Here is a 22,625-nt window from a genome sequence, read left to right on the forward strand (position 1 = left end):
CATCGCGTTGATCCGTTCGGCCTGGGCGACGGCCCGGTGGTCCATCCAGACGATGATGTTGCGCGCCGGATCGCCCGTGGCGCTGACGCTCAGCGGCCGGCCGTCCCGGTCCAGCACCACCAGCGAGCAGGTCGCGTCAAAGCCGATCCCGGCGATGGCGGCGGGGTCGAGGCCTGCCCCGGCCACCGCCTCGCGGGTGGCGGCGCAGACGGCCGACCAGATGTCGTCGCTGGACTGCTCGGCGATCCCGGCCCCCTCGCGCCACAGGGCGATGTCGCGTTTCGCACTGGACAGCATGCGGCCGGCGGCGTCGAACAGGCCCGCCCGCGCGCTGCCGGTGCCCACGTCGATGCCCAGAAAGACCGGGTTGGTGGTCATGATCGTTCCTTCCCTACAGATCGACGCTGTTGGGCAGGATCACCAGGTCGCGGATCACCACGCCCCGGGGCCGCGTCAGCATGAAGATCACCGCCTCGGCCACTTCAGTGGGCTGCATCAGCGAGCCGTTGGCCAGCGCTTCCTCCATCTTGGCCGGGGGCCAGTCGTCCAGCAGCGCCGTCACCACAGGGCCGGGCAGAACCGCGCCCATGCGGATGCCGTGGGGCGCCACCTGCCGCCGGGTCGCGTGCAGGAAGGCCTGAACCGCGAATTTCGAGGCGGTGTAGACCGGCTCCCAGACCACCGGCACGACGCCCGCCACCGAGGAGGTGAAGATGATGTCGCCGGTCCCGCGCTCGATCATCCCGGGCAGCACCGCGCGGACGCTGCGGAAGGCCGCGTTGATGTTGAGGTTCAGCATCCGGTCCCAGGCGTCGGGATCGCCCTCGGCCGCGGGGCCGCCGACATAGGCGCCGGCATTGGCGTGGAAGATGTCCAACGGCCCGGCGATTTCCGCGATCCGCCCGGCGATCGCATCGACCTGCGGCCCGTCCAGAAGGTCCACCACCAGCGGGTGCGCGTTCGGGCCCAGGTCCGCACAAAGGCGTTCCAGCCGGTCCGCGGCGCGGTCGATCAGCACCACCCGCGCCCCCGCGCCCAGCATCGCCCGCGCGCATTCCAGACCGATCCCCGACGCCGCCCCCGTCACCGCCGCGATCTTGCCTTGCAATTGATCAGACATCTTTTTTCCCTACCTATGCGCGGCCATGGCTTGCCCGCGACTGGCGCGCCAGAGAGTCGACGATCACCGCGATGGCAAGCACCCCGCCCGTGATCATGTAGCGCAGCGAGGAACTGAGGTTCAGCAGCGTCAGCCCGTTCGAGATCGCCTGGATGACAATCACGCCCAGCAGCGCCGACCAGGCCGATCCGCGACCGCCGAACAGCGATGTTCCCCCGATCACCGCGGCAGCGATGGCGTTCAGGTTCACGTCCCCCGTCCCGGCCTGCTGGCTGGACGACGCCAGCCTCGACGCCGCCAGCATCCCTCCAAGCGCCGCAAGGGTGGAACACAGCATGAAGGCAGACATGCGGATGCGATGCACGTTGATGCCGGACCGGCGCGCGGCTTCACGGTTGCCGCCCACGGCGAACATGGCGCGGCCCCATTGCGTGCGGGTCAGCCCATAGTTCATCGCCACCACCAGCAGGACGAACAGGCCGAACATCCAGGGAATGCCCCGCCCCTGGTTCAGGTAATAAACCGCGAACAGCAGGAACAGGGTCAGGAGGCCCGCCTTGGCCAGCAGGACGGACAGGCCGCCGGGATTGGACAGGTTGACCGCCGCCCGCCTGCGCATCCGGTCCAACCCCAGCCACAGCATCAGCGCGCCCGGCAGGACGGCCAGAAGATAGCTGAACCAGGTGGGCATCACGTAGATCTGCCCGAACCGGACCATGATGGATGCATAGGGCAGGTTGATCGAACCCGTCGATCCCAGCAGGTAAAGCTGCAGGCCCAGCATCGCCAGCAGGCCCGCCAGGGTGGAGACGAAGCTGGGCATCCCGAAGCGGTTGAGAAGCGTCGCATAGACAAGGCCCATGAAGGCCCCCGCCCCCAATGCGACCAGGATGGCCAGCGGCACCGGCAGGCCCGTCTTGACCCAAATCACCCCCAGGACGGCCGAGGCAAGCCCGCTCATCGAGCCGACCGACAGGTCGATCTCGCCCAGAATCAGGACGCAGACGATGCCTAGGGAGATGCAGCCAACCGCCGCGGCATCGAACAACAGGTTCGCCAGGTTGTTCGGCGCCAGGAAGACCGGGTTCAGCGACCAGAAGACGGTCGCGATCAGGACCAGGCCCACGATGACGGGCAGCATTCCCAGGTCCCCGGACCGGACGCGGTCGATGAAGCCGCGGATCGCGCCGGGAATGCCCTCGTCGTGACGCACCCGGCTGTCCGACCGGTCCAGCGCCGTCTGGCTTTTCGGATCGCTCATGTCACCTGTCCACTTCTTCCAGCTTGCGCGCCTGCCTGCGCGAGACGGCATTCTCGGTCGCCCCGGTGATGGCGGCGATCAGGTCGGAATTCGAATCCTCGGCGGTGAAGACGCCATTGTTGCGGCCAAGGCGCAGCACGACGATCCGATCCGCCACGGCCCGCACGTCCTCCATGTTGTGCGAGATCAGGATGACCCCCAGGCCCCTGTCGCGCACCCGCTCGATCAGGTTCAGGACCTCGGCGGTCTGCGCCACGCCCAGCGCGGCGGTCGGTTCGTCCAGCATGATGATGCGCGGGTCCAGCAGCAGCGACCGGGCGATGGCGACCGTCTGGCGCTGCCCCCCCGACAACGAGGCGATGGGCTCACGGACCGAAGGGATGCGGGCCGAAAGCTCCCGCAGCAGGGTCCAGGCCTGGACCTCCATCTGCACCTCGTCCAGGTTCCAGGGGGACAGTTCGTGGCCCAGAAAGAGGTTCGCCACCACGTCCAGGTTCTCGCACAGGGCCAGATCCTGGAAGACCGTGGCGATGCCCAGCTCCAGCGCCTTGCCGGGGCTGTCCAGCACCACGGGCTGGCCCATGAACTCGATGGCGCCGCCGGTCGGCTGGTGAACGCCCGCCAGCACCTTGACCAGGGTGGACTTGCCCGCCCCGTTGTCGCCGACAAGGGCCACCACCTCGCCCGGGTGAACGTCCAGCTCGATATCCGTCAGCGCCTGCACGGCGCCGAACTGCTTCGAGATGCCGCGCAGCGTCAGGATCGGCTGCGGTGAACTTGAGCTTTCGGCCATCACATGCCTCCTTCCATGGGCGCGCGCGGACAGGCGCGCGATGCGCAGGTTACTGGAGAATGCCCAGCTCGCGGCAGGCGTCCGCATAGTCGGCGGTGCAGACTTCCTCGGGGGTCTGGATGCCCTTGTCGAAGATCTCGGCCTTGATGTTCTCGCGCGTGACAACGGCGGGCACGAACAGTTCCGACGGCGTGTCATATAGCGTGGTCTTCGCCTCGGGCGTCTCGCCCTTCAGGAAGGTCACCGCGACCTCGGCCGCGGCGCGGGCCACGATCTCGGAGGGCTTCGAGATGGTGTTGTACTGGTCGCCCGCGATGATCAACTGCAGCGCGGCAAGGGTCGCATCGTTGCCCGTGACCGGCGGCAGCGGATCGACGCCCGCTGCCTTCAGCGCGGCGATGGCCCCGCCCGCGGTGCCGTCATTGGCCGCGACGATGCCCTTGATGTCGGCGCCGAAGCGGTTGATCTGGCCCGCGGTGAATTCCTGCGCCTTGGGCGGCGCCCAGTCGGGGGTGTCGTATTCGGCCAGCGTCTTGTATTCCGACGCGTCAAGCGCCGCGTCGATGCCGTCGCGGATCAGCCCCGCTGCCGCATCAGTGGGCGAGCCGTTGATCTGCAGGACCCCTGCCCCGGCGGGCACGCCCTCGGCCTTCATGTGATCGACCAGCGACTGCGCGATCGCCTGGCCGATGCCCTTGTTGTCGAACGACACATAGTAATCCGCCGGCATGTCCGGGATCGGGCGGTCATAGGCGATGATCTTCACGTCTTGGGACTGCGCCATCTGCACCAGCCCCGCCGCCGCAGCCGAGTCGACCGGATCCAGCACCACGATCTTCGCGCCCTGCGCGATGACCGAGTTGAACTGCTGCTGTTGCAGTGACACGTCCGCGTTGGCGTTCTGATAGATCACCGTGCAATCCGGGCAAAGCTCCGCCATGGCAGCCTTGAAGCCGGGAAAATCGTGCTGCTCGTAGCGGGTCGATGCCTGGTCGGGCATCAGAAAGGCGACGGTCGCGGCCTCCTGCGCCAGGGCGGTGCCGCCCAGCAGGGATGCCACGGCAAGCGACGCTGCCGCCAACGGGAATCTGGGTGTCATCCTTCGTTCCTCCTCATGTCGGGATGCGTCACCGCCGCGCAGCCGGGCACCGTGATGCCACGGCCTTCATCCAGCATGGCGGGCACCTCCCCCGGATGCAAGGGCGCCCTCCCCCCTGGATTGCGCCATCGATGCAGCATGCATGCTCAATCGATGAAGCAAGATTGCCAGCAGTGCCAGATTCGTGTCAAGCTGGATGTCGAGGCCGGTCATGCTGCGCCCTTCTTCTTTCAGCCGGGGAACCATGGCCGGGATCGGCGACAGTCCAACCAGACGGCCCACGATCTACGATCTGGCCCAGATCGCGGGCACAAGCCCAAGCGCGGTCAGCGCGATCCTGAACGGCACCTGGAAAAAGCGCCGGATCAGCGCCAGCCTTGCCGAACGCGTCAGCCGCATCGCCGAGGAACAGGGCTATGCCGTCAACCTCCAGGCCAGACTTCTGCGGCGGGAACGGTCGCGCATCATCGGCATGATCATCCCGAAATACGACAACCGCTATTTCGGCGCCATCGCCGAGCAGTTCGAGGCGATGGCCCGCGAACGCGGCCTGTTCCCCGTCATCACCTGCACGCAACGCGACCCGGCGCTGGAGGTCGAGGCCGCGCGCGAGATGATCTCCTACCAGGCGGAATGCCTGATCGCGACGGGCGCCACCGATCCCGACCGCATCGCCGGCGTCTGCGCGCCGTCCGGGGTCCGCAGCATCAACCTGGACCTGCCCGGGACCGCCGTGCCCTCGGTCGTGTCGGACAATTTCGGCGGCGCGCGGGACTTGGCCCGGCGGATCCTGGACCGGGTCACCCGCGATTTCGGTGCCCCCGCGCCGCTTTACTTCATCGGCGGGCGCGCGCAGGACCACAACACCCGGGAACGCCTGCGCGGCTTCCTGGCGGCCCATGCCGAACTTGGCCTGGCCGTGCCCCCGGCGCGGTGCCTCATGCACGGCTATTCCGCCACCAAGACCGAAGCGGCCCTTGCCGGGGTGGATATCGCCGAGCACAGCGGGTTCTTCGTCAACTCGACCATCGCGCTGGAGGGCGTCGTGCGCTGGATCTATGGCGCGCCCCGGCTGCCGGACCTGCGTTTCGGCTGCTTCGACTGGGATCCCTTCGCCCGCTTCCTGCCCCAGAATATCGGCATGATGCGCCAGGACATCGGCGCCATGCTGACAAGGGTCTTCGACTTTGTCGACCGCCCGCCCGCCGGCGCGCCCAGGATCGAGACGCCCTGCATCTTCGAGCCTGCGAACTGAGGAGGAAGGCCCCCGGCCGGCGCCGGTCCCCTGATTCCAGGCACATGATGCCGATGCGCAGGTTCATGGTCTGTGCCGGGTTCGATCAGCGGGCCGACTCAGGTAAGGAGGTTCTGCTGGGCGCTCCTGAATCCGAGAGTGCAACCCCGCGCTGAATCTGCTAGAATGGCGCATGAGGACGGTTCGGCCCGGTATGTTCGCGGGCGGGTGCCGGGCTCTCCGGCGGAGGCCTCGCCCCGTTTTCCGTCCTTCCAGAAAGGGAGGATGCAGTCATGCCCCACAAGACGATCGGAAACCCGCTGAGTTGGAGCGCGCAAAGGCTGGCGGGCATGGGCCGCGGCCTTGGGGCGGCGGTGGACGGGATCGGCAGCCACGAGATGATCCAGCCCCAGGTCAACCAGATCGGGGTGAGCGATCTCCGCGCGGCGCTCCGCCAGGGCGCCGAGGACTTCGCCGCGCTCCGCTCGGACGTGATCTTCGCGGTGGTGCTTTATCCGGTGATCGGCTTCGTCCTTGCCGTCTGGGCCTTCAACGCCGGGCAGGTGCACCTGCTCTTTCCGCTGGTCGCGGGCTTTCCGCTGGTCGGACCCGTGGCGGCGGTCGGCCTCTACGAAATGAGCCGTCGGCGCGAACAGGGCGAGGAGACCGATTGGAGCGCGGCGCTGTCCACGCTGACGGGCCGGGTCATGGGGCCGGTGCTCTCGCTGGGCCTTCTTCTCACGGCGATCTTCGTCGTCTGGCTGTTTGCCGCGCATGCGGTCTGGGCCGCCACCCTCGGGCCCGAGCCCTATGACAGCCTTCTGACCTTTTTCCGCGACACCGTGACCACACGCCCGGGCTGGGCGATGATCATCGTCGGGTGCGGCGTGGGCTTCATCTTCGCCGCTGTGGTGCTCTGCCTCAGCCTGGTGTCCTTCCCGATGCTGATCGACCGCCCGGTGGGCGTGCCGGTGGCGCTGGCGACCTCGCTTGCCGTGGCGCGCCGCAACCCGCGCACGACCGCGATCTGGGGGCTGATCGTCGCGCTCTCGCTGGTGGCGGGGATGATCCCTCTTTTCACGGGGCTGATCGTCGTGCTGCCCATCCTGGGCCATGCGACATGGCACCTGTATCGCCGGGCCGTGTCCTGGCCCCAGCCAGCCTGAGGCCGGAACGCCGAGCCCGGGGTGGGGCAGGTCAGCCGCCGCCGAGTGCGAAATCGTCTAGGGACTGGCAAAGGCCGCGGCGCGGGTAAGGAAGGTGTAGTCCGACTCCACCGTCATGATCGCCAGGAAGACGAGCACTGCAAGCGGCGGCAGCAGGATCGTGTAGACGAGCGCAAGGCGTTCCCAGGCCATGTGCATGAAGACGGCCATGATGAGCCCCGCCTTCAGAAGCATGAAGATCACGATCAGGGACCAGCGCATCAGGCCCTGCAGGCCGACATAGTCCACCATGTAGGACATCGCGCTGAGAACGAAGAGAAGGCCCCAGACGAGCAGGTAGAGCCTCAGGGGATGCTGCTGCCCCTCGGCATGGGTTGCCGTTGCTGTCGCGTGGTGGTCCGTGATGTCCGCCATGACCGCCCCTCCTCACCAGAGATAGAAGAACGCGAAGATGAAGACCCAGACGAGGTCCACGAAGTGCCAGTAAAGGCCCATGATCTCGACCGCCTCATAGTCCCCCGCGCCGGACTTCAGCCAGGTGCGGCCGGGACGGTCGAATTCGCCGCGCCAGATCTTGGCCGCGATGATGATCAGGAACAGCACGCCGAAGGATACGTGGGTGCCGTGGAACCCGGTGATCATGAAGAAGCTGGCGCCGAACTGCGGGGCGCCGAAGGGATTGCTCCAGGGCCTCACCCCTTCGCTGATCAGCTTGGCCCACTCGAAGGCCTGCATGCCGACAAAGCTCGCGCCCAGAAGCGCGGTCAGGGCCATCAGCGCGGCGGTCGGCCTTCGGGCGCGGGCATAGCCGCAGCGGACCGCCATTGCCATGGTGCCGCTGGACGAGATCAGGATGAAGGTCATGATCGCGATGAGCAGCAGCGGCAGCTCCACGCCGCCGACATGGAGCGAGAAGACCTTGTCGGTGTCCGGCCACTCGGACTGCGTCGAGTTGCGGGCCGACATGTAGCCCAGCAGGAAGATGCTGAAGACGAAGGTATCGCTCAGCAGGAAGATCCACATCATCGCCTTGCCCCAGGAAATGCGCTTGAAGGCGCGCTGGTCCGAGCTCCAGTCGGCGACGATGCCCTCCGGGCGTTTCGCGTGCAGGATGGTTTCAGCCATGATCGACCCTCATGTCAGGACGCCGCGACAGATTTCGACGAACCGGTTGGCCCAGCCCAGGAACAGGACCAGCAGGCCTAGCCAGACGACCAGAAGGAAGTCCCAGTAGGCGACGCAGAGCCCGATGCCGAGCCTGAGGCGTCCGCCGTCGGCCCCACCCCGTGACATCACCAGCCCGAGCGCCGCGAGACCGCCAAGGATGTGCAGGGCATGAAGCCCGCTGAGCAGATAGAAGAAGCTTGCCGCCGGCGAAGTCGTCAGGCCGCCGCCCTCCATCGTCAACTCGCGCCAGGCCAGAAGCTGGCCAAGGAGAAAGCCCACCGTCGCCAGGGCGGCGATTGTCATGTCGCGCCGCGGGCCCGCGCGGTCGCCCCGCTTCGCGGAAACAAAGGCCAGGTGCAGGAACAGGCTTGCAAGGACCAGTTGCGCCGTGTTGGCCCAGACGATCGGCGGCAGCCTGAGCGAGGACCACGTCCCGACATCCATCCGCATCACGAAGGCGCTGCCGAAAAGGGCGAACAGGCATCCCACGACCGCAAGAAAGATGCCAAGCCCCACATGCTCGGCCGATCGGACCGGCACCGCCTCGGGCAGGCCCGTCTCGAGCCAGGGCTTCGACATCACGCCCTGCCGGATCAGCCACCAGAACGCCACGGCGATGACCGGGACGACGAAGGCCAGGACGATGCTCATGGCTGCACCGGGCGCGCGGGCCAGGGGTCGTTCTGGGCGATGAAGTCCTCGGGCGCGCCGGGAACGCTGTAGTCATAGGCCCAGCGATAGACGACCGGCAACTCGTCGCTCCAGTTGCCGTGGCGCGGGGGCGTATCCGGTGTCTGCCATTCCAGCGAGGCGGCGCGCCAGGGATTGCCGCCCGCCCGCTGGCCGTGCCTGGCGCTCCATAGAAGGTTGAACAGGAACATGATCTGCACCGCCCCGACGACCAGCGCCGCAATGGTGATGAAGGCGTTCAGCCCGGCCACCGAGGCGGTCAGGTAGGGGGTGTCGCCAAGCTCGGAATAGCGGCGCGGCACCCCGGCCAGGCCGATGTAGTGCATCGGGAAGAAGATCGCGTATGCGCCGACAAAGGTGACCCAGAAGTGGATCAGGCCCATCCTGTGGTTCAGCATCCGCCCGGTGATCTTGGGATACCAATGGTAGATGGCGCCAAAGATCACCATCAGCGGGGCCAGGCCCATCACCATGTGGAAATGGGCGACGACGAACATGGTATCGCTCAGCGGCACGTCCACGACGACGTTGCCAAGGAACAGCCCGGTCAGCCCGCCATTGACGAAGGTGACGATGAAGGCGATCGAGAACAGCATCGGCAGCGTCAGGTGGATGTCGCCGCGCCAGAGCGTCAGGATCCAGTTGTAGACCTTGATGGCCGTCGGCACCGCGATGATCAGCGTCGTCGTGGCGAAGAAGAAGCCGAAATAGGGGTGCATTCCCGAGACATACATGTGATGCGCCCAGACGACGAAGCTCAGCGCGCCGATGCCGATGATGGCCCAGACCATCATCCGGTAGCCGAAGATGTTCTTGCGGGCGTGGACGCTGATGAGATCCGATACGATGCCGAAGGCCGGCAGCGCGACGATATAGACCTCGGGATGTCCGAAGAACCAGAACAGGTGCTGGAAGACGATCGGGCTTCCACCGCCGTATTCCAGCCGCTGGCCCATCTCGACAAGCGTGGGCATGAAGAACGAGGTGCCGAGCAGCCGGTCGAAGAGCAGCATCACGCAGGCGACGAAAAGCGCCGGGAAGGCAAGCAGCGCCATGACCGTCGCCGTGAAGATGCCCCAGATGGTCAGCGGCATCCGCATCAGGGTCATGCCCCGGGTCCGCCCCTGCAGCACGGTCACCGCATAGTTCAGCCCGCCCATGGTGAAGCCGATGATGAAGAGGATCAGGGACAGCAGCATCAGGATGATCCCGGCGTCGCGCCCTCCGGGCGTTCCGCTGAGGATCGCCTGCGGCGGGTAGAGGGTCCAGCCCGCCCCCGTCGGCCCGCCGGGCACGAAGAAGCTCGCGACCAGCACCAGGACGGCCAGAAGGTAGATCCAGTAGCTCAGCATGTTGACGAACGGGAACACCATGTCCCGCGCACCCACCATCAGCGGGATCAGGTAGTTCCCGAAGCCGCCCAGGAAGATGGCCGTCAGCAGGTAGACCACCATGATCATCCCGTGCATGGTGATGAACTGGTAATAGGCCTCGGGCGAGAACGAGACCAGGTCGGGAAAGCCGAGCTGAAGCCGCATCAGCCAGGACAGCACCAGGGCCACGAGCCCGATCGCGATCGCCGTGCCAGAGTACTGGATCGCGATGTACTTCGCATCCTGCGAGAACACCCACCTGGAGAGCCAGCTGTGGGCGTGTGGCGGGTGGACGTCCGGCACCTCTGCGGGCGGGACCTGCGTGTCGGGCCGATCGGTAACCTCAACCATCCATGCTCCTCCTGGTCGAAGACGGCGCCGCCCCTGTTGCGGCAAGACCCCTTTGCAGGGACAGGTATCAAGGACCGGCGCTGCTGCTCTCCCGCAGTTGGGCAAAGGTCTGCTGCCCCTGCAGCCAGGCCTGGAAGTCGGCTTCCTCCTGGATCTGGACATAGCCGCGCATGACGGCATGTCCGATGCCGCACAGTTCCGCACAAAGGATCTCGAACTCGCCAGTCCTCGTGGGCGTGAACCAGAAGTAGGTGACCATGCCCGGCACCAGATCCATCTTGGCGCGGAACTCGGGCACGTAGAAATCGTGCAGCACGTCAACGGAGCGCAGCACCATCTTCACCGGGCGGCCGACCGGCAGGTGCAGATCGGCGGCCTCGACGATGACGTCGTCCTGGGCGAAACGGTCATAAGGGTTCAGCCCCAGCGGGTTGCCCGAATCCAGCAGGCGCAGGTCCGCCGTGCCAAGGCGGCCATCGGCGCCCGGCATCCGGAAGCTCCACGACCATTGCTGCGCAAAGACCTCGACCGTGGCAGCGTCGTCCGGAACGGTGACGAAGTGCTTCCAGACGATCAGGCCGGGCGCCAGCATCGCCGCGACCCCCAGCGCCGTGACGACCGTCAGCCCCGTCTCCAGGCGCCGGTTCTCGGGGTCGAACTCGGCCGTGCGGCCCGGCCGATGCCGGAAGCGCCAGACGCAATAGGCCATGAACAGGACAACGGTGGCAAAGACGATGCCCGTGATCCAGAAGGTGATGATCAGGGTCGCATCGATATAGCCCCAATTCGACGCGATCGGAGGCCACCACCACGGGCTGAGCAGGTGGAACAGGACCGACCCGACAACAACGCTGACCAGTGCGACAACGACGACCATAGGTTCGCCTTCCGCAGCTTGACCAAGACCACGAACGTGATGGGCAGGCCTCGGGCACATCTGTAATTGCTGTTGATATGATGCTCTGAAAGTCATCGCAGGTCCACCGTTTAATGCACGCGCCGCGATGCCAGGCTTGCCGCGTCGCGCGTCATCCCACGGGTGAACTTCCGATACCGATCACCCCGGACCTTTCGGAAAGACGCCCTCAAAGCATGGGATCAGCCGCCGATGCATCGCGCAATTTCAGAGGCCATTCACCCTCCCGAAATCAGGATCGGAACGCCCGACAACAGTTCGTCCAGCCTGGGTGTCCGACCCCGTACGATGCCGCCGGAACGATTCAGGCCGGCGCCGATCAGTTGCACCACCTCCGGCGACCCCGCGAACTTCGAATGACTGCCCGACGTCGAATCGGCAATCTGCGACAGGTCGATGACCGTGAGGCCCAGCCCTTCCAGCTGCGTCGCATCCGCCAGCCCCACGCGCTGCACGCCCCCCGCGATCCGTCGCGATGCCCGCAGTGCACGGTCGTCGCGTGAGACCAGAACATAGGTCTTGCTGCGGATGGCAGGGGGAAGCTGCTCGATCTGGCTGCGGAACAGATCGATGTCTATATCGGGCGATGCGAGCACGATATGGTTGATTGTTCTGCGCGTGCCCAGCGTGCCCGCATTCTGGGCATCGACCAGCCCTTCCATCGTCAGCAGCGTCCCCATGGAATGCGCAAAGATGTCCACGCTTTCCGCCTGGGTGCCGACCAGGACGTCGGACACCTCCTTGAGCTTGCCCCGTGCGATCAAGGCGCTGTTCAGGTCATAGACATAGCGGGTTATGTTGGCTGCCGAGGCCCAGGTCATCAGGACCGGCACCCCTGGATAATCCGAATCCTCGATGAACTGCGCCAGTTGCAGAATGGCGTCGCTGGTCGTGTTGTTGTAGCCATGCACATACAGCAGCAGCTTCCGTTGTCCCGGCGGCCGGCGGGCAAGCTCCCGGTTGATCTCGGCGATGAAAGACCTGTCGGTCTGATAGATGGCCGGATCGACAACCGAGAACTCGGTTCTCGGGTCCGGGGGAAGGGCGCTCGGCCTTTCGATCTGGCCCACCTGGTGGGTGGGAGGAATCGTCACCACCACCGATGCCAGCCCCAGGTCCGGCGCGCGGCGGTCCGAATAGAACGCCCCCACCACTTCGGAAGCCTGTCGGGTCGTCGTGATGAACATCTTGTGCCGCTGGACCCCGGCGACGGATTCCACGGGAACCCGGGCATCCTCGACGCCCACGAGCTCTGGCGGGCGGCTGCATCCGGCAACCAGGGTCGCGGCCAGCATCATTGCAAGCGGCAAGTGCCGCAGACCGCGCAGGGTCGCTTTACGGATGAGATCTTCGGGTGCCAGTTCGGCGATGCGTCTGAGTTGTCCAAGGGCGCCACGGACGAGCGTTGGAATTTTTCCCGCAGGACGGCAATGGACAGGGCAACCACGCTCGCTGTCGACGTGCCGAGCCGTGCTTCTCTTGCGCGGACCAGGGGGGTGCTTCCACAAGCCCAAGCCTTGCGGTGGGACGCGCGGCCCGGCCTCACCGACACCGGCATGGCCCATGGCATGGAGAACGTCGGAACCGCGAATGAAGCAAGCAGCACGCGCATCGGCAGCCATCTGTACCTCCGTTACTCGCAAGAATTCAGCGACCTGCGGCGACTTTCCGATAATACGAAGGAGACTTGTCCTGATAGGGATACTAGATCGCAGGCGGCCAGTCCACGCGAAACTGCCGGCCCTTCGGCCCCGGAAGCCTTCCCGGACGACGGGCAGGCGCAGGCACCGGATCCGGACCGTCTGCCGGATGGCATTCTCCGGATCGCGCGGGTGGCTCGCACCCAGGCGGGGCCTCCCGGGGTCCAATCCGGTCGTCTTCGGCAGGTGAGTTCGCGGGCCGCGCCGGGTCCGGGAACGGGCAGTTCCGTTGCGGCGCAGGAAGCAGCGCTTGTGGTATTCCCATCGGCGTGTCCCGGGACTCCGGGACCCGGGATGCACGATCCGATGCCTTGCGGCGGGATCACTCGACCGGGGTCCAGGGAGGGCCGGGATCGAACAGCTCGATTGCAGCGGCGCGGGTCAGCGTGTCCTCGCCCAGGTCAGCCTGATAGACGATGCCTCCTTCGCCGACCATGAAGCTCATGATGCCCGTATCGCCATAGCTTGCGGGATAGGCCACCAGGGCGTGGCCAGCGACCATGTTGCCCGCCACCATGTAGCTGTAGGCCCCGGCCGGCGCCGCGGCGCCCTGGCCCTGGAGGATATGAAAGTAATAGCCCTCCCAGGGTTCGGGGGCGCGGTCCTGTCCGTCTTCGCTGAAGCCGGAAAAGCTGGCGCGGGCCAGTGTCTCGTCAAAGGGGCTGGGCTCGGCGCCGGGCTCGGTGGGCCAGTAAAGCCCGTCGCGCTGGCCGGGGCTGGACAGGATCGAGGCCGCGAATTCCATTATCCCGTCGCCGTCGTGGTCGGACCGGCGATAGGCCGCCTGCACTTCTCCGGCGCGGCGCATGATGTCGATGATCTCCAGTTCGTTGCGCCCGATGCGCCGGGCCAGCACCTCGATGCGTGCGGATTCGGCATCGAAAGACCATCGGTTCCCGTCGCGCCGGATTTCGGCGGGAAAGGGCCACAGGTCGCGTCCGGCCATCAGGACGGCGCGGTCAGGCTCGGGCCTGTCGATCCGGGTCAATGTCTGCATGTCGCGCAGGAACTGGCCCCAGAGCTCTCGATCCTCGGCGGGATCGCCATTGCTGATCACATCCTCGTTCTCGGGGCCGAAGATCGCCAGCACGGCCGCCCTGTCCCTGGCCTCGAGCGCAGCGGTCAGCGCCGCCACCGCGGCCTCGGGCGTGTCGAAGTCCTGCGGAACCGCAGCCGCCGCCCCGGCCGAGGCCAGAAGCGCCAGGATGCAGCATGTCGATACGTGTCTTTTCATGTCAGCGCCTCCCGCCACCTCTGCCGCCACCGCCTCGCCCGCCGCCCTGCGCGCCCATGCTGCTGCGCCCGCGGCTGCTCGATAACGAGGCGCGCGAGCTGCCCGAGGACTTGTGGAAGGCATTGCTGGACCGGCTGGGGGATCGCGCCTGCGGCGCCTTTTGCGCCGTGGGGCGCGACACCCGCTGCGTTGTGGCGCGGGGGGCGCTGCGCGTTGCCGCCGACGCCCCGGCGGGCCGGGTCGCGGCGCGTGCGGCCTGCGGCCGCGAAGCCGCCTTGCGGGTTGCATCCAACCTTGCGGGGCTCGCCCCCTGCGCCTTGCGGGTTTCGATCTTCTGCCGCGCCAACTCGCGGTTGGCGGAATTCGAGATCGGCTGCCGGGCGGCAGGGCGGGTGGCCCCCGTTTCCCGCGCGCGATCGGCCAAGGCCGCGCGGTTCGCGTCGCGATCAACCTGGATGCGGTCGCTTTCGCCTATGCTGACGCGGTCGCCGCGTTCGATGTTGCGCTCGCCGCCCTCGATGTTGATGTCGCCCCGTTCGACATTGCGGTCGCCGCGATTGATCGAGATGTCGCCGCGATCCCAGTCGATCTCGTCATTGTCGCCCCAGCCGTCCCAGTCGTCATCATCGAAGATCTCGTCCAGGATGACCGCGCTGCCCAGGACGATCCCGCCGGCCACCAGCGCATCCCCCCAGCCAACCCAGTCGTCACCATAGTCATAGCCATAGTGATAGACGGGCGCGGCAGGAGCCGGCGACGAATAGACGACCTGGCTGTCATAGACCGGCAACTGCACGACATTCGGAACCGCCGGATTGATGACGATCCTGTTGTCCACCGTCTCGACCGTCTGTGCCGCATTGTCCTCCAGATAGCCGTTGCCCTGAGCCTTGGCGCGAAGCCGCTGGATCGAGGCCAGCACGTCGTCGGTTTGTGCGACCACCGCTTCGCCCGCCTGTTCGGTCCAGTCGAGGTGGTCGTTCATCCGGGTGATCAGATCCGGGAAGCCGGCCGCAAGCTCGCGCACGCTGTCGTCCCAGGGCTCGGCAGCAGCTTTCTGCGCGCGGTCCTTGTCGGAAAGCCCTGAGTTCTCCTCGACAAAGCGGGCCGCCTTGACCACGTCCAGCGGAAAGGTCACGGCCACCAGGACTGGCGTCAGCACGGTGTCGGGGAAAAGGGCGACGGGGCCGAACAGCGCATCCAGCTGATCGGGCGACAGCTCGCCTTCGGCGGCAACGGCGGATTGCAAGGTGGGCGCCTGGCCGGGCGTGCCAGCCTGCCCGCTGGCATCGAGGCAGGGGATGGTCAGGCTCATGCCAACGAAGATCCGGCTGGGATCGCCGCCAAGCGCCGCGTCGTTGGCATCGGCGATGACGCCGTAAAGCGCGGGATCTCCATAGGCGCTTTCAGCCAGCTTGCTCAGCGTGTCGCCGCTTGCGACGACATGCTCCCCGCCGCAGGCGACGGAGCCGGTCTGGGCCAGCGCCGGACCAGGCGGCGACCCGGCGACCGCCCCCACGGCAAGACCGGCAAGCGCGGCGGCGCACAGCCGCCTGAAAGCCGGTGAATGAAGGGGTTCATGCGCGTTCATCATGTCCTGATGCTCCTGTCCTGGACAGGTGAGAAAACGACGCGGACGCTGGCACCATGACACAGGATTCGGCCGTCTTCTCACAGGTTTCACTTTCCAAACGTCCCTTGCCACGCGCCCCGGGGACGGGGGCGCGTGCCCATGTCAGCCGGTGATCTCCTCGCCCCTCGACGCCTGCCAGGCCTGGACATAGCCTCGCGCGATCGTGCGCACCGCGCGTCCGATCTCGCCATAGGCATCATCGTTGAGATTGGCGAAGGACACCCGCGCCGACCAGTTCGGCGCCGCAAAGCCCGAACCGTTCAGCAGCACGATCCCGTGCTCCTCGGCCAGGCGGAAGGGGATGTCCAGCGGATGGATGTTCGCCTTGACCCAGGTGACCACATCCTCGCCGACATATTTCCGGAGCCAGAACTCCAGATCCACGATGCCGTAGTAATAGTCGTAATAGGCGCCGACATTCGTCTCGATCCCCATTCCCTCGACCAGGTTGCGGAAGCGGCGGGTGCAGATCGCGATGCAGGCCTTCTGGTAGACCTTGTCCTTGTCCATCAGCTCGACCAGCCCGAACAGCGTCATCATCACCTGCTGCGGCAGCGAAAGCCCTGCCGTGTGGTTCAGCGCGACATCGCGGCTGTCGGCGACGATGCGGTCGATGAATTTCAGCTCGCGCGGTTTCGGCGTCAGCGCCTTGTAGCGCTTCTCGATGACCTCCTGGATCTCCTCGGGGTGGTCCCTGATGCGCTGGTCGAAGATGTTGTCCTGCGCCACCGCGATCACGCCCAGCCGCCAGCCGGTGCAGCCGAAATACTTGGAATAGGAATAAACCCCGATCGTGTTCCTGGGCAGGTGGCCCATGATCGATTCAAATCCGGGCACGAAGGTGCCATACACGTCGTCGGTCAGGATCATCAGGTCCGGCCGGCGCGTGTTCACGAAGGCGGCCAGCCGGCGGATCGAATCCGGCGTCATCGCCGCGGCCGAGGGATTGCCCGGGTTGACCAGGAACAGCGCCTTGACCGCGGGATCGGCCAGCGCCTCCAGATCCTCGTCGGTGAACTGGAACCTGTCCTCCTGCTCGGCGCTGACGCGGATGACGTGCAGCCCGTAGTCCTCAAGCTCGGGCATCTCCAGATAGGGGGTGAAGATCGGCGTGCCCAGCGCGATGGTGTCGCCCGCGTTCAGCAGCCGCTGGTTCTTCAGCGCCTTGAAGATATAGCACATGGCCGCGGTGCCGCCCTCGACCGGGTAAAGGTCGAACTTGACGTCCGGGCGGTGGCCGGCGCACATCGCCCACATCAGATATTCGTGGGTGACGATCTCGTTGTGGTAAAGGGCGCGGTCCGGCACCGGATAGTTGTCGCCGATGATCGAATCCGTCAGCTCATGCACGAAGGCGTCGGGATCGAAGCCGAAACGTTCGATGGCAAAGGCCACCGCATCGCGCAGGGTCCGGGCAGGCGGAGCGCCTTCCTCGTCGATCCAGTCCTCCTCCTGTTCATGAAGCCGCTTCGCGATCCATTTCTGGAAGCGCAGGTGGCATCCGCCACGCGGGGGCATGCCGGCGATGCCGGCCGCCGGATCGTCAAGGCTGCGCCGCGCCTCGGTCAGGGCGAACTGGCCCAGCAGGAAGAACGCCTCGCGGGCGCGGGTGGCGACCCAGTTCGGATTGCCGCGTCCCGCGTTCAGGAAGGCTCGGGCCGACTTCTCGCTGCCGGCGCGGGCAAGCTTGATCAGCTCGTCCTTGATCTCGAACGGGCTGAGAACCGAAAGGCTCTCGAAATATTCGCGTTGCAGCATCATCCAATCTCCTTGTTGCCTGGTGGGGCGGCACAGGACGGCGGGATCACTCGGGACCGGCATGGTCCGGTTCCTTCTCGCGCGCCGGGTGACCCGCTGACGGAGAAATCTCGCCCAGGATCACCTGTGCGATCGACGAGACGGTCAGGACGAAGATCCCGACCCCGACCATCAGAAAGACCAGCGCCGTGATCTTGCCCAGGGGCGTCCGGGGTGCGAGATCGCCGTAGCCGACGGTCGCCATGCTGACGACCGAGAAGTAGAAGGCGTCGAGAAACCGCCAGCCCTCGATGCGCATGAAGATGACTGCCTGCGCCAGCGCGATCAGGATGCAGACAAGGATCAGCGCCTGCACCTGGGTGCTGCGGAAGGCCATGTAGATGGCCCTGACCAGCCGGACATAGGCGGACAGGAAGCGCATCCGTCATCTCCCCCACACCGATGTGATGCCGGCCGGGAGCCGCGCGAACGGGACCCTGGTCGCACGCGGAAGGGGACCGAGTGCCCTTGCCGCAGCGCCATCCGAACCCCCGCTCGCCATCACTGACTCAGCGGAAGGACGTAAAGCGTCAGGGCGAAGATCGCATAGACCATCAACACCAGAACGCCCAGAAACCATGCCGAATGCCCGCCCGCGGTCAGCAGCGCCGCCGAAAGCGCCGCGATCACCATCATCACGACCGCGCCGGGCCAGAAATCCAGCCCCATGGGCGCGGGCCCGACGACATAGCTCAGCAGGACCAGAAGCGGCGCGACGAACAGCGCGATCTGCGCCGCGCTGCCAAGCGCGATGCTGACGCTGAGATCCAGACGGTCCTTGCGCGCCGCCGCGAAGGCCGAGGCGAACTCGGCCGCCCCGCCGACCAGCGACACCACGATGAAGCCGACGAAGGCGGGGGTCAGCCCAAGCGCCGCGCCGGCGACCTCGACCGAGGCAACGAATATGTGGCTGACCAGCGCGACCAGCACCGTCACCGCCGCCAGTGTGACGAGCGCCAGCCCGATGGGCAGGGGCACGTGATGATTTTCGGCAGGGGCGGCGCTGGCAAAAGACGTGCGATGCGTCCCCAGCGAGAACCACAGGCCCAGGACGTAGCCTGCGACCAGCAGCAGTGCCAGCAGCAGACTAAGCTTCTGGATCGCCTCCGGGTTGTCGATATTGTCGGCCGCCACGATGGCCGAGGGGATCAGCAGCGCCACGGTCGCGATGAAGAGCAGGCTGGCCTGAAGACGCGCACCCGTGCGGTTGAAGTCCTGCATGTGGTGGCGCAGCCCGCCCAGAAGGAAGCATGCGCCCAGCATGAAAAGCGCATTGGTGACGATGGCCCCCGCGATGGAGGCCTTGACCAGCGCGTACTGACCGGCGGCCAGTGCGGTCACGGCGATGACCAGTTCGGTCAGGTTGCCAAGGGTCGCGTTGATCAGCCCGCCTGCGGCATCACCGGTGCGTTCGGCCACGGATTCGGTCGCAAGGCTGAGCAGCGCGGCCAGCGGAACGATGGCGAGGACGGAAAGCAGAAACAGCAAGGTATGAGCATCGGGCCGGACGATCTCGACGCCAAGGACGACGGGAACAAAGACCAGCAACCATAGCAGTGGACTGCTTCTGATCTCCTCAAAAAGGCGCGACATGACGTTCCCTCCGGCGGTGGAGGTGGGTGACGACGCCAGACAGGATCCGTGGCTCAGACGGTAAGAACCAGGATCGGGCCGAGCAGCGTGAGAGTGATGTTCGAGATGGCATAGGGCACCGTATATCCCAGGACAGGCGTTTCGTTCTCGGCAGCCTGCACGGCCGCGTTCAGTCCCGCAGTGCATGTGAAGCAGCCGGCCAAGGCGCCGCAGATCACGGCGGGGTTCATCTTGAGGACGTAGCGGGCGTAATACATCGACGCGGCGATCGGCAGGATGACGGCGACGACGGCAAGGATGGGCAACAGGACGCCCTGCTCTCTGAGCAGGGTGACCGCCTGCGGGCCGGTCCCCAGCCCGACGCAGGCGATGAAGATCGCGAGGCCGAAATCGCGCAGGTGCAGGGCGGTGGCCGGCGGCAGCCCGCCGAAGGTCGGATGGCGCGATCTGAGCCAGCCGAACAGCAGGCCCGAAAGGAGGCACCCGCCGCCGGTATGCAGCGCGACCGGCGATCCGGCGATGGGCACCGTGATCATCCCGATCACGATCCCCAGAAGGATGCCAAAGGCCAGATACACGTAATCCACGGCGATGCCCTGATCGATGGCATAGCCGACGATCGGCACGGCGTCGTCAAGCGCGGCCGGCGTGCCGTAGAGGGTGACGACGTCGCCCGCTTCCAGCCGCATCTGCGGCCGCGGGACAAGCGTCTGCCCGGATCGGGATATCTTCGTCAGGTAAACGCCCCGGCGCTGGTCCGGGTCGATCTTTCTGCGCACCCCGATGATGGTTTCTCCGATGAAGTCGGTGTTCGTGAGCACGACGGTCCGGGTCTCGCCAATGATGTGAAGCCCGCTCGTGTCGGTCGTTTCGGGTCCCAGGAAGCTTCCGGCTTCCAGCAATTCGCCCAGCCGCCCGAGCAGGGCGACCCGGTCGCCCAAGGCCAGCCTGACGTCCTTTGCGGGTTCCAGGACCTGCCCGCCGCGGACGATGCGCTGCACTGTCACGAAGCCGTCGAACCTGCTCTCGAAACTGCCGACATCCATGCCAACGGATTCCTCGCGGGTCAGCTGATAGACGCGGGCAACCACGCCGCGAAGCGCGGATTCCTGCGAAGGACTCAAGTCGTCATCGTCGGTCCGGCCCAGCGTCGCCGCGTATTTCGCGGCCTCGTCCTTGAGGTCGATCCCCATCATCCGTGGCGCGAAGAGGCTGACGAAGAACACCACGAGGGTGAAGCCGAACAGATAGGTTATGGCATAGGCCACGCCGATATTGGCCTGCATCGCCGTCACCTGATCCGCGGGAAGGCTCAGGTTCTTCAAGGCCTCGCTTGCCGTGCCGACAGCGGCCGATTCCGTGATCCCGCCCGCCAGCAGGCCCGCCGCCGTTCCCTTGTCGAGCTCGAAGGTCTGGGCAAGGCTCCAGATCGTCACGTAGATCAGGACGCTGGAGAACAGCGAAAGATGGACGAGATTGAACGTGCTGCGCCCCAGGCTCTGGAAGAAGCTGGGGCCGCTCACATAGCCGAGCGAGTAGATGAACAGGGCGAAGGCCATCGTCTTGATGTTCTCGTCCACCTCGACCCCGATCTGGCCGATCAGGATCGCGGCGAAAAGCGTGCCGGGAATGCCGCCGACCGGCACCCCGGCCACCTTGATGCGGCCGATCGCGAAGCCGATCGCGACGCAGACAAAAAGCACGGCGATCGGCGAGGCGTCGAAGAACGATCTGATCAGTTCCATGCCCCTCTTCCCCTCTGGGAACGACCGGCCGGCAGGCCGTCCTCCCGGAACGCGCTCACAGCAACAGCAGCACGATCACCAGTCCCCACAGGGTCAGCAGCGTGTTGCTGACGGCATAGGGAACCGTGTAGCCCAGCATCGGCACGTCGCTTTTGGCGACCTCGCCGACCATCGCGACCGAGGCGGTCGAGGTCCGCGCGCCGCCGCAGCAGCCAAGGTTGATCGCGTCGTCGAACTTGAAGATGTACTTGCCGATGTAGGGCGCGAGCAGCATCGGCACCGCGGTCGCGAAGAGCCCCCAGAAGAAGAGCCCGAACCCCGCCTCGCGCAGTCCGGCGATGAAGGTCGGCCCCGAGCTCAGCCCGACGATCGCGATGAAGACGTTGAGGCCGACCGAATTCATGAACCACAAGGTTGGCTGCGGGATGTTGCCGATCTGCGGCTTCACCGTGCGGAGCCAGCCGACGAAGATCCCGGCAATCAGCGCGCCGCCCGAGGTGGAAAGGGTGATTGGAATGCCCCCGACCGGCAGGACCGCGGCGCCGATCAGACCGCCGATCAGGATCGACAGGCCGACAAGCACCATGTCCGTGATCGTTTGCGGCCGATCGGCAAAGCCGGCCGCAGCGATGAACGTGTCGATGTTGGCCTTGGCGCCGGCGACGCGGACGATGTCGCCGCGATTGAGCTTGGTTCCGGGCAGGACGGGGATGTTGACCGCCATCGAGCCGCGCCGGATCGAGTTCAGGTAAACGCCACGGGTGTAGGGCTCGCCTGCCAGATCGATCAGTTCGCGCCCGTCGAGCGCCTTGTTGGTGATCAGAACGTCGGTCGCCTCGACCGGCATGTCGAGGAGTTCGCGGTCCTCGACCTCCTCGGCTTCGCCGAACAGGCCGACCAGCACCTCGCGCCGGCCCGAGACCGCAACAACGTCGCCCGCCTGCAAAACGGTATCGGGGGGAGGATTCAGCACTTCGGACCCGCGGCGAAGGCGCTCGATGAAGATGCGCTCGCCCTTGGCCAGGGCCTCGGCCCCGGCAAGGGTCTTGCCCACCGCGACGCCGCCCTCGCGGATCCGGTAGGCCCTCGCCTCGCGGGCCCGCCAGGCGCTCATTGTGTTGGCGCCCTTGGTGGAGCCTTTCAGGACCTCGCGCTCGTAGCGTGCGCAGGCTTCCGCGATGTCCGTTCCTAGCATCTTCGGCCCGAGAAAGGCCAGGATCCAGCCGGTGCCGATGGTGCCGAAGAGATAGGTGATGGCGTAGGCGACCGGGATCAGGTCAAGCTGCGCCTGGGCCTCTTCCGGCGGCAGGCCGGCGCCGTTGATCGCGTCGGTAGCCAGGCCGATCGACGCCGAGATCGTCTGGGCGCCCGCAAGCAGGCCCGCGGCAAGGCCCGGCCCATAGCCCGAGACGATCGCCGCGATGTAGACGGCAGCCAGGCAGAGCACCGAGATCACCACGGCGAACACCGCCTGCGGGGCGCCATCCGTCGCGATCCCCCGGACGAACTGCGGGCCGACGCCGAAGCCGACGGCAAAAAGGAACATGATGAAGAAGATCGACTTTACCTGCCCGGAGATGTCGAGGCCGATCTGGCCGATGATGACCCCCGCCAGCAGCGTCCCCGTCACCGCGCCGAGGCTGAAGCTTCCGAACCTCTTGTTGCCGACCCAGTAGCCGATCGCCAGCGTGAGAAAGATCGCGAGCGCGGGGTTGGCCCGAAGCGTCTCAACTATGTACGTCCACATGGTTTC

General features: G+C 66.2%; 20 protein-coding genes. 2 read left to right on the forward strand and 18 right to left on the reverse strand.

The features are described from left to right. The 5 genes from OU682_RS17810 to OU682_RS17830 form a co-directional block, all read right to left on the reverse strand. On the reverse strand, nucleotides 1–378 hold a 378-nt coding region (locus tag OU682_RS17810), incomplete at its 3' end, for an FGGY family carbohydrate kinase (protein ID WP_268943546.1). Nucleotides 379–391: 13 nt separating this feature from the next. Beyond that, the gene (locus OU682_RS17815) at nucleotides 392–1,120 is read right to left on the reverse strand and encodes an SDR family oxidoreductase (RefSeq protein ID WP_268943547.1); all 729 of its coding nucleotides are present in this window, start codon (nucleotides 1,118–1,120) and stop codon (nucleotides 392–394) included. A gap of 13 nt (nucleotides 1,121–1,133) precedes the next feature. Further along, nucleotides 1,134–2,381, reverse strand: coding sequence for a sugar ABC transporter permease (locus tag OU682_RS17820; RefSeq protein WP_268943548.1), 1,248 nt, complete (start codon nucleotides 2,379–2,381; stop codon nucleotides 1,134–1,136). A 1-nt stretch (nucleotide 2,382) separates the two neighbouring features. Continuing rightward, nucleotides 2,383–3,174: an ATP-binding cassette domain-containing protein gene (locus tag OU682_RS17825; RefSeq protein ID WP_268943549.1), complete on the reverse strand. Its 792-nt coding sequence runs from the start codon at nucleotides 3,172–3,174 to the stop codon at nucleotides 2,383–2,385. A 49-nt stretch (nucleotides 3,175–3,223) separates the two neighbouring features. After that, on the reverse strand, nucleotides 3,224–4,273 hold the full coding sequence (locus tag OU682_RS17830; protein ID WP_268943550.1) for an ABC transporter substrate-binding protein: 1,050 nt from the start codon (nucleotides 4,271–4,273) through the stop codon (nucleotides 3,224–3,226). 211 nt (nucleotides 4,274–4,484) lie between these two features. Between OU682_RS17830 and OU682_RS17835 the strand changes: the two genes are divergently transcribed. Both OU682_RS17835 and OU682_RS17840 read left to right on the forward strand, forming a co-directional pair. Then, on the forward strand, nucleotides 4,485–5,528 hold the full coding sequence (locus OU682_RS17835) for a LacI family DNA-binding transcriptional regulator (protein ID WP_268943551.1): 1,044 nt from the start codon (nucleotides 4,485–4,487) through the stop codon (nucleotides 5,526–5,528). A 272-nt stretch (nucleotides 5,529–5,800) separates the two neighbouring features. Beyond that, a complete protein-coding gene (locus OU682_RS17840) occupies nucleotides 5,801–6,673 on the forward strand; it encodes a DUF2189 domain-containing protein (RefSeq protein ID WP_268943552.1) in 873 nt (290 codons plus the stop codon). Between the two features lie 57 nt (nucleotides 6,674–6,730). Here OU682_RS17840 and OU682_RS17845 read toward each other — a convergent pair whose 3' ends face one another. The 13 genes from OU682_RS17845 to aspT (OU682_RS17905) form a co-directional block, all read right to left on the reverse strand. After that, nucleotides 6,731–7,087 (reverse strand): cytochrome C oxidase subunit IV family protein, encoded by a 357-nt coding sequence (locus OU682_RS17845; protein WP_268943553.1) that lies wholly within the window; start codon nucleotides 7,085–7,087, stop codon nucleotides 6,731–6,733. Nucleotides 7,088–7,099: 12 nt separating this feature from the next. Then, nucleotides 7,100–7,798: a cytochrome c oxidase subunit 3 gene (locus OU682_RS17850; RefSeq protein WP_268943554.1), complete on the reverse strand. Its 699-nt coding sequence runs from the start codon at nucleotides 7,796–7,798 to the stop codon at nucleotides 7,100–7,102. Nucleotides 7,799–7,807: 9 nt separating this feature from the next. Continuing rightward, the gene (locus OU682_RS17855) at nucleotides 7,808–8,491 is read right to left on the reverse strand and encodes a cytochrome c oxidase subunit 3 (RefSeq protein WP_268943555.1); all 684 of its coding nucleotides are present in this window, start codon (nucleotides 8,489–8,491) and stop codon (nucleotides 7,808–7,810) included. Next, nucleotides 8,488–10,254: a cbb3-type cytochrome c oxidase subunit I gene (locus OU682_RS17860; RefSeq protein WP_268943556.1), complete on the reverse strand. Its 1,767-nt coding sequence runs from the start codon at nucleotides 10,252–10,254 to the stop codon at nucleotides 8,488–8,490. The genes OU682_RS17855 and OU682_RS17860 overlap by 4 nt, the downstream gene beginning before the upstream one ends. Before the next feature lie 67 nt (nucleotides 10,255–10,321). Then, the gene (locus OU682_RS17865; protein WP_268943558.1) at nucleotides 10,322–11,131 is read right to left on the reverse strand and encodes a cytochrome c oxidase subunit II; all 810 of its coding nucleotides are present in this window, start codon (nucleotides 11,129–11,131) and stop codon (nucleotides 10,322–10,324) included. Between the two features lie 257 nt (nucleotides 11,132–11,388). Further along, a complete protein-coding gene (locus OU682_RS17870) occupies nucleotides 11,389–12,792 on the reverse strand; it encodes an alpha/beta hydrolase (RefSeq protein ID WP_268943559.1) in 1,404 nt (467 codons plus the stop codon). Nucleotides 12,793–13,192: 400 nt separating this feature from the next. After that, entirely contained in the window at nucleotides 13,193–14,104 is a 912-nt protein-coding gene (locus OU682_RS17875) for a DUF2950 family protein (protein ID WP_268943560.1), read from the reverse strand. Between the two features lies 1 nt (nucleotide 14,105). Then, a complete protein-coding gene (locus OU682_RS17880) occupies nucleotides 14,106–15,698 on the reverse strand; it encodes a DUF3300 domain-containing protein (protein WP_268943561.1) in 1,593 nt (530 codons plus the stop codon). 141 nt (nucleotides 15,699–15,839) lie between these two features. Then, nucleotides 15,840–17,498, reverse strand: coding sequence for a bifunctional aspartate transaminase/aspartate 4-decarboxylase (locus tag OU682_RS17885; RefSeq protein ID WP_268943562.1), 1,659 nt, complete (start codon nucleotides 17,496–17,498; stop codon nucleotides 15,840–15,842). 43 nt (nucleotides 17,499–17,541) lie between these two features. After that, the gene (locus tag OU682_RS17890; RefSeq protein ID WP_268943563.1) at nucleotides 17,542–17,916 is read right to left on the reverse strand and encodes a potassium channel family protein; all 375 of its coding nucleotides are present in this window, start codon (nucleotides 17,914–17,916) and stop codon (nucleotides 17,542–17,544) included. Between the two features lie 119 nt (nucleotides 17,917–18,035). Continuing rightward, nucleotides 18,036–19,127, reverse strand: coding sequence for a calcium/proton exchanger (gene cax, locus OU682_RS17895; RefSeq protein WP_268943564.1), 1,092 nt, complete (start codon nucleotides 19,125–19,127; stop codon nucleotides 18,036–18,038). A 53-nt stretch (nucleotides 19,128–19,180) separates the two neighbouring features. After that, nucleotides 19,181–20,872, reverse strand: coding sequence for an aspartate-alanine antiporter (gene aspT / locus OU682_RS17900; protein WP_268943565.1), 1,692 nt, complete (start codon nucleotides 20,870–20,872; stop codon nucleotides 19,181–19,183). A 55-nt stretch (nucleotides 20,873–20,927) separates the two neighbouring features. Continuing rightward, a complete protein-coding gene (gene aspT / locus OU682_RS17905) occupies nucleotides 20,928–22,619 on the reverse strand; it encodes an aspartate-alanine antiporter (protein WP_268943566.1) in 1,692 nt (563 codons plus the stop codon). Nucleotides 22,620–22,625: the final 6 nt, after the last annotated feature.

The sequence above is a fragment of the Paracoccus benzoatiresistens genome, from assembly GCF_026913015.1.
Taxonomy (GTDB): Bacteria; Pseudomonadota; Alphaproteobacteria; order Rhodobacterales; family Rhodobacteraceae; genus Paracoccus; species Paracoccus benzoatiresistens.

Excerpts from the sequence above, each read along its gene's own strand:
- OU682_RS17815 (WP_268943547.1), bottom strand. The coding sequence starts at position 1,120 with ATGTCTGATCAATTGCAAGGCAAGATCGCGGCGGTGACGGGGGCGGCG.
- OU682_RS17820 (WP_268943548.1), bottom strand. The coding sequence starts at position 2,381 with ATGAGCGATCCGAAAAGCCAGACGGCGCTGGACCGGTCGGACAGCCGG.
- OU682_RS17825 (WP_268943549.1), bottom strand. The coding sequence starts at position 3,174 with ATGGCCGAAAGCTCAAGTTCACCGCAGCCGATCCTGACGCTGCGCGGC.
- OU682_RS17830 (WP_268943550.1), bottom strand. The coding sequence starts at position 4,273 with ATGACACCCAGATTCCCGTTGGCGGCAGCGTCGCTTGCCGTGGCATCC.
- OU682_RS17835 (WP_268943551.1), top strand. The coding sequence starts at position 4,485 with ATGCTGCGCCCTTCTTCTTTCAGCCGGGGAACCATGGCCGGGATCGGC.
- OU682_RS17840 (WP_268943552.1), top strand. The coding sequence starts at position 5,801 with ATGCCCCACAAGACGATCGGAAACCCGCTGAGTTGGAGCGCGCAAAGG.
- OU682_RS17845 (WP_268943553.1), bottom strand. The coding sequence starts at position 7,087 with ATGGCGGACATCACGGACCACCACGCGACAGCAACGGCAACCCATGCC.
- OU682_RS17850 (WP_268943554.1), bottom strand. The coding sequence starts at position 7,798 with ATGGCTGAAACCATCCTGCACGCGAAACGCCCGGAGGGCATCGTCGCC.
- OU682_RS17855 (WP_268943555.1), bottom strand. The coding sequence starts at position 8,491 with ATGAGCATCGTCCTGGCCTTCGTCGTCCCGGTCATCGCCGTGGCGTTC.
- OU682_RS17860 (WP_268943556.1), bottom strand. The coding sequence starts at position 10,254 with ATGGTTGAGGTTACCGATCGGCCCGACACGCAGGTCCCGCCCGCAGAG.
- OU682_RS17865 (WP_268943558.1), bottom strand. The coding sequence starts at position 11,131 with ATGGTCGTCGTTGTCGCACTGGTCAGCGTTGTTGTCGGGTCGGTCCTG.
- OU682_RS17870 (WP_268943559.1), bottom strand. The coding sequence starts at position 12,792 with ATGGCTGCCGATGCGCGTGCTGCTTGCTTCATTCGCGGTTCCGACGTT.
- OU682_RS17875 (WP_268943560.1), bottom strand. The coding sequence starts at position 14,104 with ATGAAAAGACACGTATCGACATGCTGCATCCTGGCGCTTCTGGCCTCG.
- OU682_RS17880 (WP_268943561.1), bottom strand. The coding sequence starts at position 15,698 with ATGATGAACGCGCATGAACCCCTTCATTCACCGGCTTTCAGGCGGCTG.
- OU682_RS17885 (WP_268943562.1), bottom strand. The coding sequence starts at position 17,498 with ATGATGCTGCAACGCGAATATTTCGAGAGCCTTTCGGTTCTCAGCCCG.
- OU682_RS17890 (WP_268943563.1), bottom strand. The coding sequence starts at position 17,916 with ATGCGCTTCCTGTCCGCCTATGTCCGGCTGGTCAGGGCCATCTACATG.
- cax (WP_268943564.1), bottom strand. The coding sequence starts at position 19,127 with ATGTCGCGCCTTTTTGAGGAGATCAGAAGCAGTCCACTGCTATGGTTG.
- aspT (WP_268943565.1), bottom strand. The coding sequence starts at position 20,872 with ATGGAACTGATCAGATCGTTCTTCGACGCCTCGCCGATCGCCGTGCTT.
- aspT (WP_268943566.1), bottom strand. The coding sequence starts at position 22,619 with ATGTGGACGTACATAGTTGAGACGCTTCGGGCCAACCCCGCGCTCGCG.